Source organism: Williamsia sp. R60 (assembly GCF_054063855.1).
In genome coordinates, this window is the sequence record NZ_JBSSGR010000003.1 from 364738 (window position 1) to 379946 (window position 15209).

Here is a 15209-nt window from a genome sequence, read left to right on the forward strand (position 1 = left end):
CGGCGCAACCATTCTCCGCGACAGTGTGCGAAGTAACGCCCCGCTGCTGTCCGGCGCAGCACTTCTGCTGTGCCTCCATCAGGCCTGTGAGGTTGCGGTCCCCGTTCTGATCGGCGTGATCATCGACCGGGCGGTGACCAACGGCGATATTGGTTCCCTCGCCACCGGAATCACCTGGCTCGCCGCGGTATTCGTGGCGCTGGCGATCTGCTATCGACTGGGCGCACGGCTCGCGATGCGTGCCGCCCTCGATCAGGCACATCGGCTACGTGTCCAGGCCACCCGCCGCGTGCTCGACCGCGCGATGCTGGACACCGACCTGCGTAGCGGGGAACTGATGGCGGTGGCGGGCACCGATGCCGACGAAACCGCGGCACTGCTCCGGTACCTGCCACAGGCGGCGGGTGCCCTGGCCGCCGTCGCGGTGTGCGGCGGCGCGTTGCTGGTCATCGACATCCCACTCGGACTGGCCGTGTTCGTCGGTGTGCCGGTGCTGCTGCTCGGATTACAGCTCACCGCACCGGGTTTGACCCGGCAGATGATCACTCAACAACAGGGCGTGGCCGAGACGTCGGGATCAGCGGCAGACCTCATAGCCGGTCTGAGACCGCTACGCGGTATCGGAGCCGAGGAAGCGGCCGCGGCGCGCTACCAGAAGTCGAGCCAGGATGCGCTGGTCGCCATGCGGCGCGCAGCGCGTGGGCAGGGCATGTTCATGGGGGCGGCCGCGGGAATCAGCGCGATCCTCGCCGTGGGTGTCGCCACCGCTGCCGGATGGTTCGCGCTCAGTGGCCGGATCAGCGTCGGGGAGCTCGTCACCGTGCTGGGGATCGCGCAGTTCTTCCTCGAGCCCCTCGCCGTGCTCTCGATGTTGCCAGGAAAGGTGTCGACCGCCCGCGCATCGGCCGAACGACTCGCGCTCATCTCAGACGCCGACGTGGTGAAGTCCCGGGCAACCATGCCGCTCGGACCCGGGCCCCACGGCATCGAGTTCCGGGGCGTCGAATACGCCAGCCTGCGCGGCCTCGACCTCATCGTGAAACCCGGCGAATGCGTGGGCATCGTCGCCACCAGTGCCCACGACGCCCACGCGATACTCGCCCTGATGTCCGGCGTGGCCACACCCCGTGCCGGGGGCGTCTGGGTGTCGAATGTGCCCGCCGAATGCACCGACACATCCGAACGGCCGCGACCATTGCTGATCGCTCCCCACGCGACTGACCTCTTCACGGGATCCGTCATGGACAATCTCCGCGCCGGCGATGACGACCTCGACCCCATCGCGGTCGGCGAGGTGTTGCGGACCGTGGCGGGTGAAGACGTGGCCGCGGCCCACACAGACGGCCTCGATCACGTGGTCGCAGACCGTGGCTACTCGTTGTCGGGAGGGCAGCGACAGCGACTGGCACTTGTCCGCGCACTGCTCGCCGACCCCGCTGTTCTGGTCTTGCACGACCCGACCACTTCGATCGACGCCGTCACCGAACGCGCTGTGGCGCACCATGTCCATCGTCTTCGGCATCAGCGACGGGCCGACCGCACCACTGTGGTGATCACCAGCAGCCCAACCCTGCTGTCGGTGATGGACCGTGTTGTGCTCGTCGACGGGGGCCGGGCCGAACGAGACGGCGCGCACGCCGATCTGACCGCCATGGACAACCGCTACCGCGAGGCGGTCCTGCGATGACCCCTGAGTTGCACGAAGACACCCGGGTCCTCCCGGTCGCTTCCGGACGACAGACAAGGTCGTGGCTCGCCGCTGCCCTGGCCCACCACCGCGCGGCGGTGGCCCGTGTCATCGCCGTATCCGCCCTTGCCGCAATCGCATCCGTGACTCCGGCGCTGGCCCTGGGAGTGCTGGTCGACCGTGTGGTCGCCGGTGCCGGTACCTCTGTCCTGCTGTCCATCGCCGCTGTCGCCGCTGCCGCCGCGCTGGTCGGCGGAGTGGCTGCGGGACTGTCGGTCTACTCCGTGGCATCTCTGGGGGCCGGGCTGCTTGCCGACCTCCGTGAGAGCGCGGTCCGGCGGGCGCTTCGCATGCCCACCCGGGTGATCGAAGACACCGGGCGGGGCGACCTGCTGTCGCGCGTCACCAACGACGTTGCGGCCGTGAGCAAAGCCGTGATCACCGTGCTGCCCACCGTGGTGATCGCGACCATCCTCACCGCGGTGAGTATCGCCACGATGGTGGGTCTCGACTGGCGCCTCGGTCTCGCGGGTGCTGCCGCATTGCCGCTCTACGGGCTGGCTCTGCACTGGTACCTGCCTCGGTCGTCCCCGCGCTACGCGGCGGAACGGCGTGCAGTGGGCGAACGCTCCCAGGCCATGGTGGAAAGTTTCACCGGCCTTCGCACCGTGCACGCGTACGGACTCGAGACATCGCAGGCGAGCATCGTCGAGACCAAGTCTGCTGCGGCGCGCGACATCTCCATTGCCGCATTCACGGTGTTCACCCGCATGGTCGGCCGGGTCAACCGGGCCGAGTTCGTCGGGCTGGCAGCGGTTCTGGTGGTGGGCTTCATGCTCGTCGAGGACGGTGCCGTGTCGGTGGGTGCAACGACAGCCGCCGCGCTGCTGTTCCACCGCCTGTTCAATCCGATCGGCATGATCCTGTACAGCTTCGCCGACCTCCAGCTAGCAGCGGCCGGCCTGTCCCGGCTGATCGGCGTGGCCATCTCGACCGACGTCGATTCCGACGCCCCCGCCGACACCCAGATCGACAACACTCTGATCGGCGGCGCGCCGCCTCGGGGAGGCGCCGTCGAACTGCGCGCGGTTCATTTCGGATACGACGCTCGCCGGCCCGTTATTCGCGGGATCGATCTCCGCATCGAAGCAGGCACCCGAGTGGCGCTGATCGGAGCGAGTGGCGCCGGCAAGTCGACGCTGGCGGCCATGGTCGCCGGAAACCTCACCCCGACATCGGGATCGGTGATGATCGGTGGCATCCCGTCGGACGCGTTGCCTACCGCCGTCGTCCGGCAACACGTGGCCACCGTCAGTCAAGAGGTCCATGTGTTCGCCGGGCCACTGATCGACGATCTCCGTCTCGCCAGACCGTCGGCCAACACGGACGAGGTCTGGGCCGCGCTCGACACCATCGGGGCACTCGAGTGGGTTCGCGAGCTGCCCGGTGGTCTGGACACCGTCGTAGGCGAGGGCGGCCATCAGCTCACCGATGCGCAGGCTCAGCAGATAGCACTCGCCCGGCTGGTCCTGGTGGACCCGCCGATCGCCGTACTCGACGAGGCCACCGCCGAGGCGGGCAGTCTCGGCGCGCGCGATCTGGAGCGCTCGGCGGCTGCTGCCACGGCCGGGCGAACGACGTTGGTGGTGGCGCACCGGCTCAGTCAGGCAATGCAATGCGACGAGGTGGTCGTGCTCGATCGCGGCACGGTCATCGAACGGGGAACGCCGGCTCAACTGCTGGCTTCTGAAGGACTTTTCGCCCGAATGTGGGCGGCATGGACGATCCAAGGACACGGAAGGGACGCGGAACAATGAATGACCACAACACGGAGGTCGTCGACGTCCTCGGAATCGGTTTCGGTCCGTCGAACCTCGCACTCGCCATCGCAGTGGAGGAACTGAACTCCGGACTGGACCCAGACCAGCGGATCACCGCCCGATTCGTGGAAGGCAAAGAACAGTTCGGCTGGCACCCTGGAATGCTGTTGCCTCGCACGACGATGCAGGTGTCATTCCTCAAAGACCTGGCGACACAGCGCAACGTTCGCAGCGAGTACACCTTCCTGAACTATCTCGCGGAGGTGAACAGGCTCACGGAGTTCGTCAACTTCCAGACCTTCTTCCCAACCCGTCACGAGTTCCACGACTATCTGGAATGGGCGGCTCGCAAAGTCGATGCCGACGTCTCGTACGGCACCCGGGCTGTGCTCATCGAGAACTCCGGAGACTGCTTCGAGATCCACGTGGAAGGGCGGCACGCCGGGATCATCAGGGCCCGCAACATCGTCGTCGCAGCCGGCTTGGTGGCCAGGCTCCCCCTCGGGATCACTGCGTCGCAGCGGGTCTTCCACAACCACCAACTACTCCCGCACCTCGCAGAGTTGCCCGAGCCCACCGCCAACAGTTTCCTGGTGATCGGAGCCGGCCAAAGCGCAGCCGAGGTCGCGGAGTACCTGCACACCAACTATCCCGGTGCGGAAGTACACGCGGTGTTCGCCAAGTACGGATACACGCCCGCAGACGACAGTCCGTACGCGAACCGGATCTTTGATCCCAACGCGGTCAACGACTTCCACTCGTCGGCTCCCGAGTTCCGGCGTCGGCTGCAGAACTATCACCGCAGCACCAACTACTCGGCGGTGGACCTCCCGCTCATCGAGGAGTTGTACGCCCGCGAATACGACGAACGAGTGCGCGGCCAACGCCGCCTGTTCGTCCACGGCGCCTCCGAGGTGACCCAGGTGGTCGAATCGGACACCGACGTGACGGTAACCGTTCGCCACGAGCCGACAGGCCTCACCGAGGACATCGTCTGTGATGCGGTGGTGTGCGCCACCGGTTTCGATCCGCTCGACCTCAAGGAGATCTTGGGGGATCTGACGAACAGCGTTGCGTACGACGCTGCCGGACCTCAGGTCGCCCGCGATTACCGCCTCATCACCACCTCACCTCTACCCGGCGGGATCTTCTTGCAGGGAGGGACCGAACACACGCACGGCATCTCGTCGTCACTGCTGTCGAACATCGCCGTTCGCACCGGGGAGATCGTGAAGTCCGTGGCCCGCGACCGCAAAGGCGAGGCGGTGTCGACACTTTCGCGGGGGAGCCTCGGCTAGGTCTGGTCAGCCAAGGGCCGGGCGGCCACCGCCTCGACCTCGAACAGGATGTCCGGCATTGCAAGTCCCGCAACTCCGATGACCGTTTGCGTGGGCGGTGCGGCGCCGCTGCCCTGCACTGCCTGGCCGATCACCCCGAGTTTCTCGAAGTCGGGATCCACCACATAGGTCCTGAGTTGGACAACGTTGCCTAGGTCGAGTCCGTGGGCGGCGAGGGCGACACCGAGGTTGCTGAAGGCCTGCTTCACCTGCCCGGCGAAATCTGGCGAGATGACCATGCCGTCCAGGCCCGATCCGTATTGGCCCGCGACGAACACCAGCTCTGCGCCGGACGGAACGCTCGCAGTGTGGCTGTACCCGAACGGAACCGGGTCATGCAGCCCCTCAGGGTTGACGATGGTGTGGGACATGACTTCACCTGTTTCTCATCGAGACGTCCTTCAGACGTCGGTCGGGTTGTGCTCTGATGTGTTGAGGGCGAATGCAAGTTGGGCGAGAACCACCTCGCGGTAGTCGACATCCGTTGGTGACAGATGTTCGAGCACAACCGGATACAACAGGCCGACGATGTTCGCCACGACCACCTCGATGATGGCGTCCGAGCCGAAGCGGGGGCGGAAGTCACCCGCGTCGATCCCGCGCCGGACCGCGTCGACGAAGGGCTTGCGGTACTGCTCTGCGAGCGTGGCGGCATGTTGCTGCAGTTCGACATCGTGCGCGGCGGCGGTCCAGAACTCCATCAGCATTCGCCAGGTGGCAACGTCTGTGGCCAGGCCGCGGTCGACCATCGCGACGAGCTGCTCCCACGGATCTTCGAACTGAGCTGCGAACTCGTTCATTGCGTCCACCGCAATGGAAGTGGCGCGATCGAAGGCTTCGATCAGCATGTCCTCGCGGGATCCGAAATAGCCCTGCAACGTGCTCACTGCCACACCCGATGCGGCGGCGACGTCGGTGTAGCGGGTACCGCCGTACCCGCGGTCCGCGAGTGTCGCGATCACCTGGTCGAGCACGGCCGTGCGCCTCGACCCGCCCGCTCGGCGGCTGCGACTCGGCCTCGGCTCACTCATGTTCGTACCGTATCACCATACGGTACGGAGATACCAGAGCGTCCCGATCCGCCGACCTGACCGAACTGTCTCGCCGGCACGGTAGGGATCCGTCAGACTGACACCATGACCGTGACCGTCGATTGCCTGGTCATAGGCGCAGGTGTGGTCGGCTTGGCTGTAGCGAGGCGCCTGGCCCTGGGCGGGCGGGACGTGGTGCTGGTCGACGAGGCGGATGCGATCGGCACGCAGACAAGCTCGCGCAATTCCGAGGTGATCCACGCCGGCATCTATTACCCGCGGGGCAGCGCCAAGGCCCGGCACTGTGTGGCCGGTCGGCAGATGTTGTACCGCTACTGCAGCGACCGGGCCATCGATCACCGGCGGATCGGCAAGCTCATCGTGGCCACTGATTCCGACCAGCTCGCCCGCCTCGACGCGATCGCGGCTGCAGCGGCCGCAAACGGGGTCGACGACCTCCGGCTACTGAACCGGGACGACCTGGCCTCGATCGAACCCGGACTCGACTGTGCGGGCGCGCTCCTCTCACCGTCGACGGGCATCATCGACAGCCACGGACTGATGAGGGGCCTGCATCGCGATGCCGAAGACGCCGGTGCGACAACCGCTCTGCGCACCAAGGCGACGGGCGGGCACATCGGGCGCGGGCAGCTCGCCGTCGAGCTCGACGGCACGGCGATCAGCTGCAGAACCGTGGTGAACGCCGCCGGGCTCGGCGCCTGGGATGTCGCGCGAGGCATCGAAGGTGTACCACCAGAGACCATCCCGAGGCGGTTTCTGGCAAAGGGTAGCTACTTTGTTCTCGAGAGCGGCCGAGTTCCCTTCTCGCAGTTGATCTATCCCCTACCTGCCGGCGGCGGTCTCGGCGTACACCTCACGCTGGATCTCGCCGGCCAGGCTCGGTTCGGGCCGGACGTCGAGTGGACCGACCACATCGACTACCACGTCGATGCCGCCAGAGCAGATCAGTTCCACGCAGCGATCCGGCGTTACTGGCCCGGCCTGCCGGACAACTCACTGGTACCCGCCTACTGCGGAATCAGGCCCAAATTGTCGGGCCCAGGCGACGGGGACAGTGACTTCCTCATCCAAGGCCCCGCCGCACACGGGACGCCCGGACTGGTGAACCTGTTCGGCATCGAATCACCCGGCCTGACGTCCTGCCTGTCGATCGCAGAGGCCGTGGCGTCGCTCGTGGATGACCGCTAGAGAATTCGGTCGTTGTCCGGATCGTCGGGATTCTCCGGTTCCTCGGGCGGGGGTTCGACCGGACGGCGCAGGTTGGCGATCGTCGCGTCGATATCGGCGAGCGCCTTCGTCTTCGACGCGTAGAAGATCTCGCCGGGAAGCAACTCGAGCCAGCGCACCGACCACCCGATGTCGCGCAACGTGTCGCCGCTCTTCTCCGGCGACGCCGCGGCAGCGATGAGTCGGTCATCGAGTTCGAACACCGCATCATCGAGGCGTCCTCGGGCGGCCAGGAGTTCGTCGTCACTGCGCAGGGAAGGGTTCTCGTACACCAGGCCCATTGCGTAACGGATGCGTCGGTGCAGGACGGCCTCTGGATCGGTGGCGGTGGTCCATTCGGCGGGCGCCCGCCCGGGCTTGCCCGGGACCAGGTCGGCGGAACGGGCAAACCGTCGCACCCGCTTGTTGGAGTCGTAGGCGAACCACAGGCCCCCGAGCAGCATCAGCACGGCGACGACCACCGCGGCGACGACGATCAGCCACGCCACATCCATCACCCTCTCGACCCAACGATCACAACCTTCTCGCCCACGTTAGTTCAGGCACGGGCGTGGCCGGGGACCGCCCGTCCGCGTCATCACACGCCGGCCTCATCTACGCGAGGCCGCTACCAACCCGCTTCGACGCCCGTGGCACGGTGAAGCAATGTCTGTCTGGGAAGTGGTCGCGATCCTGATCGCCGGCGTGGGCGCCGGAGCGATCAACGCGGTGGTCGGCAGCGGAACACTCATCACGTTCCCCACACTGGTTGCGTTCGGATTCGCTCCGGTGACCGCAACGATGACCAACGCCGTGGGGTTGGTGGCCGGCGGCGTATCAGGGACATGGGGCTACCGGCGCGAACTGCGCGGACAGTGGCCGCGGCTGCGGTGGCAGATCCCCGCCTCGTTCGTCGGAGCACTCATCGGCAGCTGGCTGCTGCTGCACCTACCGGAGAAGGCATTCGAGACGATTGTCCCGGTGCTCCTCGTCCTCGCACTGGCCCTGGTGATCTTTCAGCCCAGGATCCAGCGTTGGACTGCCTCTCGGATGGCCTCGGCACCCGTCGACGACAACAACGACACCGTGCTCAGTCCCACGCGCCTGGCTCTGGTCACCGGGGCGACACTGCTCGTCGGTGTCTATGGCGGTTACTTCACTGCGGCACAAGGTATTTTGCTGATGGGCGCGATGGGCGTGCTCGTCTCCGACAACCTGCAACGCCTCAATGCCGCCAAGAACCTGCTCTCTCTCATCGTGAATGTGGTCGCCGCGGTCGCCTACACCATCGTTGCGTTCGACCGAATCGACTGGGCCGCCGCCGGTCTCATCGCCATCGGCTCGCTCCTCGGCGGAGTGATCGGCGCCAAGTACGGCCGTAAGTTGTCACCGTCGGCGTTGCGTGGCGTGATCGTCCTGGTCGGTCTGATCGGATTGTGGCGGCTGCTCGTCTGACCCGTAGTTTGCTGCTACAGGTCCGAGGCCATCAGCGCACAGCTGCAGCGCTCAGGGCAGTACCGCAGTGGCCTCCACCTCGACCAGCAGATCAGGCTCGCCCAGGGACGCAACACCCAGGAGCGTGATGGGTTTGGTGGGGTCCACCCCCAGCTTCGCCGCTGCGCGGCCAACGCCTTCACCCAGGAGCGGGAACTTCTCTTCGCTCCAATCCACGACGTAGACAGTCAGTTTGGCGACGTCGTCGAAGGTGCCGCCCACTGCGGCCAGTCCCGTCGCGATGTTGAGGTACGCCTGCTCCACCTGTGCGGCGAGGTCGCCCTCCCCCACAGGTTTGCCATCGGCGTCGCGAGCGACCTGTCCCGCGAGAAACACCATCCGGGACCCGGTGGCAACCGAGAGTTGCCGGTACACATCGGGTTTGGGCAAGCCATCAGGGTTCATCAGTGTCACGGGCATGGCAATCTCCTTCTCGAGGTCCTGCGGTCCCCCTAACCATAGCAGTGTTATGTATTGTGGAGAAGTGGTCAGAACAAGAGATCCGGCAGTACGTGCCCTGTTGGTCGAGCGCGCTGCGGTGATGTTGGGTCGGCGCGAATCCATCACCCTGCGCGCGCTCGTCGACGGGACAGGTGTTTCGACGATGGCGGTGTACACCCACTTCGGCGGGATGGACGGCCTGCGGATGGCAGTGCGGCAGGAGGGGTTCACCCGGCTGGAAGCACTTCTGCAAGAGGTCCCGGTCACCCGCGACCCGGTCAAGGACCTTGTGGCACTGTCTGCGGCGTACGTCACCAATGCGGCACACAACCCCGACCTCTACCAGGTGATGTTCGAAGACGGCATCGCACTGGAAGATCCCGCTGCCGCCGACAACACCCTGGAGCATCTGGTGCAGGCCGTGGCGCGATCCCGACAGCACGGACGGCTGCGAGATGACGTCGACCCACTCGATCTCGCGACGCAGTGCTGGATAGTCGGCCACGGACTGGTGTCGCTGGTGGTCACCGGACCCCTGCCACCACAGGCAATCCATCACGGTGCGGCGATGCTCACCTCGCTGCTGACCGGAGCCGGCGACGCACCGGACACGTGCAAGCGGTCGGTGCGGCTGGGATGGAAACCCGACATCCCCGGCATCTGACCAACACGGCGCACACCCTCCGGTTTCGGCGACTTCCTCCGACTGCAACCGGTGCATCTGACTGCAATCGGAGGAACTACCCCCACGGCCACACACCCTCCGACTCCAGGCCGAGCCCGGGCGGCTAGGCGGCGCACACCCTCCGACTCCAGCCACAACCTCCGACAGCAACCCGAGCCTGCGGACAAACCAACTCGGCCCCACCATTTCTGTATTGGTGGGGCCGAGTCTTTCGGAGGATGTGGCCGCGGTTGTTCTGGACTGCCGATGAGCGAGCGCAGCGATGTGAGGAGAAGGGAAGAACTACCGCCCGATGGCCACGTCCGACAAAGCGAGCGGAGCGAGCAGAAGGATCAGTGAGACACTGCCTTCTCGACGCCCACTCCGGTCAGCGATCGAACTTCCATCTCGGCCTGCTTGGCAGCGTTCTCCTTGCGACGGCCGCCGATGTAGGTACCGATCACCGCGAGCAGGAAGCCGGCCGGGATCGACACGATGCCCGGGTTCGACATCGGGAAGAGGTCGAAGTTGGCGTCGGGGAACATCGAGGTCGGCTTGCCCGACACCGCAGGCGAGATCACGATCAGCCCGATGCAGGTGATGAGACCGCCGTAGATGCTGAACAGTGCGCCGGTGGTGTTGAACCGCTTCCAGAACAGCGAGAACAGCAACGTCGGCAGGTTGGCCGACGCGGCGACCGCGAAGGCGAGAGCCACCAGGAAGGCGATGTTCTGCCCCATGGCCGCGATACCCAGGACGATGGAGACCACGCCGATCACGACCACGGTGATGCGTGAGACCCGGACCTGTTGTTCCTCGGTGGCGTTGCCGCGCTTGATGACACTGGCGTAGATGTCGTGGGCAAACGATGCCGACGCGGTGATCGCCAGCCCGGCGACGACGGCGAGGATCGTCGCGAAGGCGACCGCCGAGATCACCGCCAGGAAGATGGTTCCGCCGAGTTCGAACGCCAGCAACGGTGCCGCCGAGTTTTCCTTGCCCGGTGCCGCGAGGATCTTGTCCGGTCCCACCGACTTGGCGGCTCCGTAACCCAGCACCAGGGTGAACAGGTAGAACGCGCCGATCAGGGCGATTGCCCAGGTGACCGAGCGACGGGCTTCTTTGGCGGTCGGCACGGTGTAGAAGCGCATCAACACGTGGGGCAGGCCTGCGGTACCGAGGACCAGGGCGATGCCCAACGAGATGAAGTCGAGCTTGGACATGTCACTGATGCCGTACTTGGCGCCCGGCGCGGCGATGTCACGACCGGCGACGGCTTCGCTCGCCGAACCACTCACGGTGGCTTGGGCATCGGCGATCAATTGCGAGAAGTTGCCTTTCACGGCGAACAGCACCAGGACGAACATCACGCCGGCGCCGGCGATCAACAGCACCGCCTTGACCATCTGGACGTAGGTGGTGCCTTTCATGCCGCCGATGAGGACGTAGGCGATCATCAGCACACCGACGACGGCGACGACGACGCCCTGACCGAACTTGCCGTCGATGTTGAGCAGCAGCGCCACGAGTCCACCGGCACCGGCCATCTGGGCGAGCAGGTAGAACAGCGAGACCGTCAGCGTCGACAGTGCAGCGGCCATCCGCACGGGGCGCTCTTGGAGCCGGAAGCTCAACACGTCGGCCATCGTGAAACGGCCTGTGTTGCGCAGCAATTCGGCAACGAGAAGCAGGGCGACCAGCCACGCGACGAGGAAGCCCACCGAGTAGAGGAAGCCGTCGTAGCCGTAAACCGCGATGGCACCGGCGATTCCGAGGAACGACGCGGCCGACAGATAGTCACCGGCGATCGCGAAGCCGTTCTGTGGTCCGGAGAACTGGCCGCCACCGGTGTAGAAGTCAGAAGCCTTTTTGGTGGTCTTGCTGGCGCGGATCACGATAGTCATGGTGATGACAACAAACGCCACGAAGATGGCGATGTTCAGCGCGGGGTTGCCGACAGAGGCGGCGCCTGCAGCGAGCGAGGTCATTTGAGCGGTCCTTCCAGCTCGTCGCGGATCGCGGCAGCGCGGGGATCGAGGTCGCGGTTGGCGAACCGGACGTAGACGGCGGTGATCACGAAGGTCGTCAGGAATTGACCGAGACCGAGGATGATGCCCAGGTTGATGTTTCCCCAGACCTTGGTGGCCATGAAGTCGCTGGCGTAGGTCGCGAGCAGGACATAAAGCATGTACCAGGCGAGGAAAAAGGCCGTCAGAGGAAAGACGAAGACGCGTAGGCGGCGGCGCAGGTCCTGGAACTCAGGGCTTGCCTGCATGTCGATGAATGCCTGCGCGTCCGGTGCGGGTCGCTGTGGCGACGCCTCCGGGCTCAGGTCGGATGTGGTCATGACGACTCCTGGGGTGAAGGGAAAAGCTCGTATCGGACATTAGTGAGATGCCGGTCACAGCAGAAGGGTGTGGCGGCAGTCACACGGCGAGCTGTCGAACTGTGCGATGAACGGTCGGTTGAGCGCGACGAACGGCACCTACTCCGGCCGCAGATTCGCCTCTCGGTCTTTGCCGACACCAAGGCGTTCGGGAGCATGGAGCCTGGTGAGCAGTCGGCCGACATCGGCTGGGATCTGGTGCGGGGTGAGCTTGCTGACCAGCACCATCGAAGCGAACGCGAGGGGCACACTCACCGCTGCGGGATAGCCGATGATCGTGGCGATCCAGCCTTCCTGCAGGACATCGGCGATGCCCGTGATCGAGGTGGCCAGCGCCGCACCCCCGGCGACCACCCCGCCGACGATCAGCCCCGCTGCGGCGCCTGCCGCCGTCAGGCCACGCCACCAGATACCGAGAACCAGCAGTGGACACAGGGTCGACGCGGCCACCGCGAACACCAGGCCCACCGTGCGCGACAGGTCGATCGACGTCACGGCCACCGCGAGGAACAACGGCACCAATCCGGCGAGCAGCGAGGCGATCCGGAAGTCCCGGACCCGACCACGCAAGACATCGGTACTCAGCACGCCGGCCACACTCACCAGCAGCCCCGACGAGGTGGACAGGAACGCCGCGATCGCCCCCGCGGCCACCAGAGCGGCCAGGAGTTGCCCGCCCAGCCCGGACACCACCGATCCAGGAAGGAGCAGTACCGCGGCGTCGGATGCACCGGTGATCAGCAGTTGCGGCACCCACAGCCGAGCGAATGCGCCGAGCAGGGTGGGGAACAGATAGAACACCGCCAGCAGACCCACCACCGCCAATGAGGTTGCGCGGGCGGCCCGCCCATCGGGATTGGTGTAGAAGCGGACCAGGACATGCGGCAGTCCCATGGTGCCGAGGAAGATGCCGATGATCAGTGAATACACCTGATACATCGGGTGGTCGCCCCCGAATCCCCATCCGGGAGTGGCCCATTGATCGTGCGTGGCCGGCGCACCCGACACCACCGGTACGGCCGCACCCGGCGCCAGCACCAAAGACGTACCCGCACTGACGTCATGGTCGCCCGCGGTCAGCCTGATCGGGCCGCTCACCTCACCACCGTCGACCGTGCCGTCCGCGGTGACCCAGAGGTCGCTGTTGACCTGCACCACCACGTCGGTGGTGACGTCGACGGTGGTCTGTTCGGCGACGGTGGGAGGGGCGGCCGACCCCAATTCCTGGTCTTCTCCGTAGAAGTGGATCGCCAGCACGATCGCCGGTACCGCGATGGCCGTGAGTTTGAGCCAGTACTGAAATGCCTGGACGAAGGTGATCGACCGCATCCCGCCGCCGATCACGTTGGCGATCACGATGACCCCGACCAGCACTGCCCCCACCCACGGCGACGTACCCAGCAGGATGTTGAGGGTCAGTCCGGCGCCCTGGAGCTGAGGGACCATGTAGAGGATGCAGATCAACACCACCACGCCGGTGGCGAGCTTGCGCAACAGTGTTGACCCGAGCCGGAATTCGGCGAAGTCAGGGACGGTGTAGGCCCCTGATCGCCGCAGTGGTGCCGCGACGAACAACAGCAGTCCGACGTAGCCTGCGGTGAATCCGATCGGATACCACAGTGCGTCGGTTCCGTACTTCGCGATCAGGCCCGCCACACCCAGAAAGGATGCAGCCGAGAGGTATTCACCGGAGATCGCGGCGGCGTTCCAGTTCGGTCCGACACTGCGGGAGGCGACCAGGAAGTCAGAAGTGGTGCGGGCCAGCCGCACTCCGTACGTCCCGATCGCCACGGTCGCCACCGCCGCGGCGATCAGCGCCAGCAGGGTCGCAGTCGGTACCGATTGTCCGGTGATAGTCTCCATGGCGGACGGTCAATCGTCGACCAGGTCGGCGAACTCTTGTTCGTTGCGGTCGGCGAGCCGGTTGTAGATCCACGAGACCCCGAGCAGCACCGGGTAAACGCCCACTCCCAGAACCAGCCAGGGCAGCCGGATCCCCCACACGGTCACCTCGGCCAGATCGGGAAAAACCGCCCACAGCAACGGGATCGCGCACAACATCGCCACGGTGAACCCGGCGAGCCGCAAAGCCAGTCCTAGCTGCGCCCGCATCAACCCGCGGATGAGGGCGTCACCGACCTCGGTCTGCTCTTGCACCTCCACCCGGGACCGGACCCGGCGGGCTCCGCGCCGCTTGGCGAGTACCACCCGCTCGCGGGGCCGCGGATGACCCTCGGCGGGCGACGTCACGGCGCGTTCCGGGTCTGCCGGGGAATCCGGACCAGACGGTCCTTCAGCTCGCGGGTGTGCCGACGACTGACGGGGAGTTCGACCGGCTGCCCGTCCCGGACCGAACGCAGGCACACCACGGTCCCCGACCCCACCGTGCGGATGCCGGTGACCAGAGGCAAGGCCACGAGATAGGACCGGTGGACACGCAGGAATCCGGCGTCGCGCCAACGATCCTCGAGTGTGGAGATGGGGATGCGGACGAGGTGCGAACCGGTGGCGGTGTGCAAACGGGTGTAGTCGCCGTCGGCCTCCACCCAGTTCACGGTCGACCGGGGCACCAGCGTGGTGGTCCCGCCCATCTCGACCGGGATCACCTCATCGAAGTCGCCGTCCGCCGCAGAGTCCTGCCGGGAAGCTGCGGGGGTCGATGGCCCCCGCTGCTCCCTGTGCTCGAGCACCCGGCGGACGGACTCCGCCAGCCGCTGCGCGCGCAGTGGTTTGAGCAGATAGTCGACGGCCCCGAGGTCGAATGCCCGCACGGCGCGGTCCTCGTGGGCGGTCACGAACACCACGGCAGGCGGGTGCGCAAACGCGGCCAGCACGCCGGCGAGCTCCAAGCCGTCGAGTCCGGGCATGTTGATGTCGAGGAACACCGCGTCGATCGATCCCGGGCGGTCCTTGATCAACCTCAGGGCAGTGGTGGCGTCGCCCGCGGTCAGCACTTCCCCGACGGCCTCTTGGGCACGCAAAAGGTAGCTGAGCTCGTCGAGCGCGGGCCATTCGTCGTCCACGGCGAGCACGGTCAGCGCATGCCGGCCCGGTCGTCCTGGACTGTTCGGTGTCTGCGTCACAACGCATCCATGGTGCCACGCACACCGGTCCGCGCGGTT

15 protein-coding genes are annotated in these 15209 nt (G+C 66.1%); 6 read left to right on the forward strand and 9 right to left on the reverse strand.

Annotated elements, in window-relative coordinates; genetic code table 11:
• The first annotated feature begins 25 nt into the window (after nucleotides 1-25).
• The 3 genes from ACVWY6_RS15060 to ACVWY6_RS15070 are packed head-to-tail and all read left to right on the forward strand — an operon-like array spanning nucleotide 26 to nucleotide 4805.
• On the forward strand, nucleotides 26-1687 hold the full coding sequence (locus tag ACVWY6_RS15060) for an ABC transporter ATP-binding protein (protein WP_457539102.1): 1662 nt from the start codon (nucleotides 26-28) through the stop codon (nucleotides 1685-1687).
• Entirely contained in the window at nucleotides 1684-3504 is a 1821-nt protein-coding gene (locus ACVWY6_RS15065; RefSeq protein ID WP_457539104.1) for an ABC transporter ATP-binding protein, read from the forward strand. Before ACVWY6_RS15060 ends, ACVWY6_RS15065 begins: the two co-directional genes overlap by 4 nt.
• Complete coding sequence (locus tag ACVWY6_RS15070) at nucleotides 3501-4805, forward strand: lysine N(6)-hydroxylase/L-ornithine N(5)-oxygenase family protein (RefSeq protein ID WP_457539106.1); 1305 nt, start codon at nucleotides 3501-3503, stop codon at nucleotides 4803-4805. Before ACVWY6_RS15065 ends, ACVWY6_RS15070 begins: the two co-directional genes overlap by 4 nt.
• Here ACVWY6_RS15070 and ACVWY6_RS15075 read toward each other — a convergent pair.
• Both ACVWY6_RS15075 and ACVWY6_RS15080 read right to left on the reverse strand, forming a co-directional pair.
• A complete protein-coding gene (locus ACVWY6_RS15075) occupies nucleotides 4802-5215 on the reverse strand; it encodes a RidA family protein (protein WP_317712478.1) in 414 nt (137 codons plus the stop codon). The genes ACVWY6_RS15070 and ACVWY6_RS15075 overlap by 4 nt on opposite strands.
• Nucleotides 5216-5245: 30 nt before the next feature.
• A complete protein-coding gene (locus tag ACVWY6_RS15080; RefSeq protein ID WP_457539108.1) occupies nucleotides 5246-5875 on the reverse strand; it encodes a TetR/AcrR family transcriptional regulator in 630 nt (209 codons plus the stop codon).
• Nucleotides 5876-5980: 105 nt separating this feature from the next.
• On the opposite strand from ACVWY6_RS15080, the gene ACVWY6_RS15085 reads away from it, so the two are divergent.
• Nucleotides 5981-7084, forward strand: a complete 1104-nt coding sequence (locus tag ACVWY6_RS15085) for an NAD(P)/FAD-dependent oxidoreductase (protein ID WP_457539110.1) — start codon at nucleotides 5981-5983, stop codon at nucleotides 7082-7084.
• Here ACVWY6_RS15085 and ACVWY6_RS15090 read toward each other — a convergent pair.
• Nucleotides 7081-7617, reverse strand: coding sequence for a hypothetical protein (locus ACVWY6_RS15090; RefSeq protein ID WP_457539112.1), 537 nt, complete (start codon nucleotides 7615-7617; stop codon nucleotides 7081-7083). The two genes, ACVWY6_RS15085 and ACVWY6_RS15090, sit on opposite strands and share 4 nt — an antisense overlap.
• A 151-nt stretch (nucleotides 7618-7768) precedes the next feature.
• Between ACVWY6_RS15090 and ACVWY6_RS15095 the strand changes: the two genes are divergently transcribed.
• Nucleotides 7769-8557, forward strand: a complete 789-nt coding sequence (locus ACVWY6_RS15095) for a sulfite exporter TauE/SafE family protein (protein ID WP_457539114.1) — start codon at nucleotides 7769-7771, stop codon at nucleotides 8555-8557.
• Between the two features lie 51 nt (nucleotides 8558-8608).
• Here ACVWY6_RS15095 and ACVWY6_RS15100 read toward each other — a convergent pair whose 3' ends face one another.
• Nucleotides 8609-9016: a RidA family protein gene (locus ACVWY6_RS15100; RefSeq protein WP_099382623.1), complete on the reverse strand. Its 408-nt coding sequence runs from the start codon at nucleotides 9014-9016 to the stop codon at nucleotides 8609-8611.
• A gap of 64 nt (nucleotides 9017-9080) precedes the next feature.
• Here ACVWY6_RS15100 and ACVWY6_RS15105 point away from each other — a divergent pair, with 64 nt between their 5' ends.
• Nucleotides 9081-9701, forward strand: coding sequence for a TetR/AcrR family transcriptional regulator (locus ACVWY6_RS15105; RefSeq protein WP_457539115.1), 621 nt, complete (start codon nucleotides 9081-9083; stop codon nucleotides 9699-9701).
• Nucleotides 9702-10054: 353 nt separating this feature from the next.
• Here ACVWY6_RS15105 and ACVWY6_RS15110 read toward each other — a convergent pair whose 3' ends face one another.
• The 5 genes from ACVWY6_RS15110 to ACVWY6_RS15130 all read right to left on the reverse strand — a co-directional run bounded on the left by ACVWY6_RS15110 (nucleotide 10055) and on the right by ACVWY6_RS15130 (nucleotide 15170).
• Nucleotides 10055-11689, reverse strand: coding sequence for a solute symporter family protein (locus tag ACVWY6_RS15110; RefSeq protein ID WP_457539117.1), 1635 nt, complete (start codon nucleotides 11687-11689; stop codon nucleotides 10055-10057).
• Nucleotides 11686-12048 carry a DUF485 domain-containing protein gene (locus ACVWY6_RS15115; RefSeq protein WP_023954569.1) on the reverse strand — a complete coding sequence of 121 codons (363 nt, stop codon included), beginning with the start codon at nucleotides 12046-12048 and terminating at the stop codon, nucleotides 11686-11688. The genes ACVWY6_RS15110 and ACVWY6_RS15115 overlap by 4 nt, the downstream gene beginning before the upstream one ends.
• A 138-nt stretch (nucleotides 12049-12186) precedes the next feature.
• A complete protein-coding gene (locus tag ACVWY6_RS15120) occupies nucleotides 12187-13950 on the reverse strand; it encodes a sodium:solute symporter family transporter (protein WP_437423115.1) in 1764 nt (587 codons plus the stop codon).
• A 9-nt stretch (nucleotides 13951-13959) separates the two neighbouring features.
• Entirely contained in the window at nucleotides 13960-14337 is a 378-nt protein-coding gene (locus ACVWY6_RS15125; RefSeq protein ID WP_457539119.1) for a hypothetical protein, read from the reverse strand.
• Complete coding sequence (locus ACVWY6_RS15130) at nucleotides 14334-15170, reverse strand: LytR/AlgR family response regulator transcription factor (RefSeq protein ID WP_457539121.1); 837 nt, start codon at nucleotides 15168-15170, stop codon at nucleotides 14334-14336. Before ACVWY6_RS15130 ends, ACVWY6_RS15125 begins: the two co-directional genes overlap by 4 nt.
• Between the last annotated feature and the right edge of the window lie 39 nt (nucleotides 15171-15209).

Coding starts and splice junctions, on each gene's coding strand:
- ACVWY6_RS15065 (WP_457539104.1), top strand. CDS start 1,684: ATGACCCCTGAGTTGCACGAAGACACCCGGGTCCTCCCGGTCGCTTCC.
- ACVWY6_RS15070 (WP_457539106.1), top strand. CDS start 3,501: ATGAATGACCACAACACGGAGGTCGTCGACGTCCTCGGAATCGGTTTC.
- ACVWY6_RS15075 (WP_317712478.1), bottom strand. CDS start 5,215: ATGTCCCACACCATCGTCAACCCTGAGGGGCTGCATGACCCGGTTCCG.
- ACVWY6_RS15080 (WP_457539108.1), bottom strand. CDS start 5,875: ATGAGTGAGCCGAGGCCGAGTCGCAGCCGCCGAGCGGGCGGGTCGAGG.
- ACVWY6_RS15085 (WP_457539110.1), top strand. CDS start 5,981: ATGACCGTGACCGTCGATTGCCTGGTCATAGGCGCAGGTGTGGTCGGC.
- ACVWY6_RS15090 (WP_457539112.1), bottom strand. CDS start 7,617: ATGGATGTGGCGTGGCTGATCGTCGTCGCCGCGGTGGTCGTCGCCGTG.
- ACVWY6_RS15095 (WP_457539114.1), top strand. CDS start 7,769: ATGTCTGTCTGGGAAGTGGTCGCGATCCTGATCGCCGGCGTGGGCGCC.
- ACVWY6_RS15100 (WP_099382623.1), bottom strand. CDS start 9,016: ATGCCCGTGACACTGATGAACCCTGATGGCTTGCCCAAACCCGATGTG.
- ACVWY6_RS15110 (WP_457539117.1), bottom strand. CDS start 11,689: ATGACCTCGCTCGCTGCAGGCGCCGCCTCTGTCGGCAACCCCGCGCTG.
- ACVWY6_RS15115 (WP_023954569.1), bottom strand. CDS start 12,048: ATGACCACATCCGACCTGAGCCCGGAGGCGTCGCCACAGCGACCCGCA.
- ACVWY6_RS15120 (WP_437423115.1), bottom strand. CDS start 13,950: ATGGAGACTATCACCGGACAATCGGTACCGACTGCGACCCTGCTGGCG.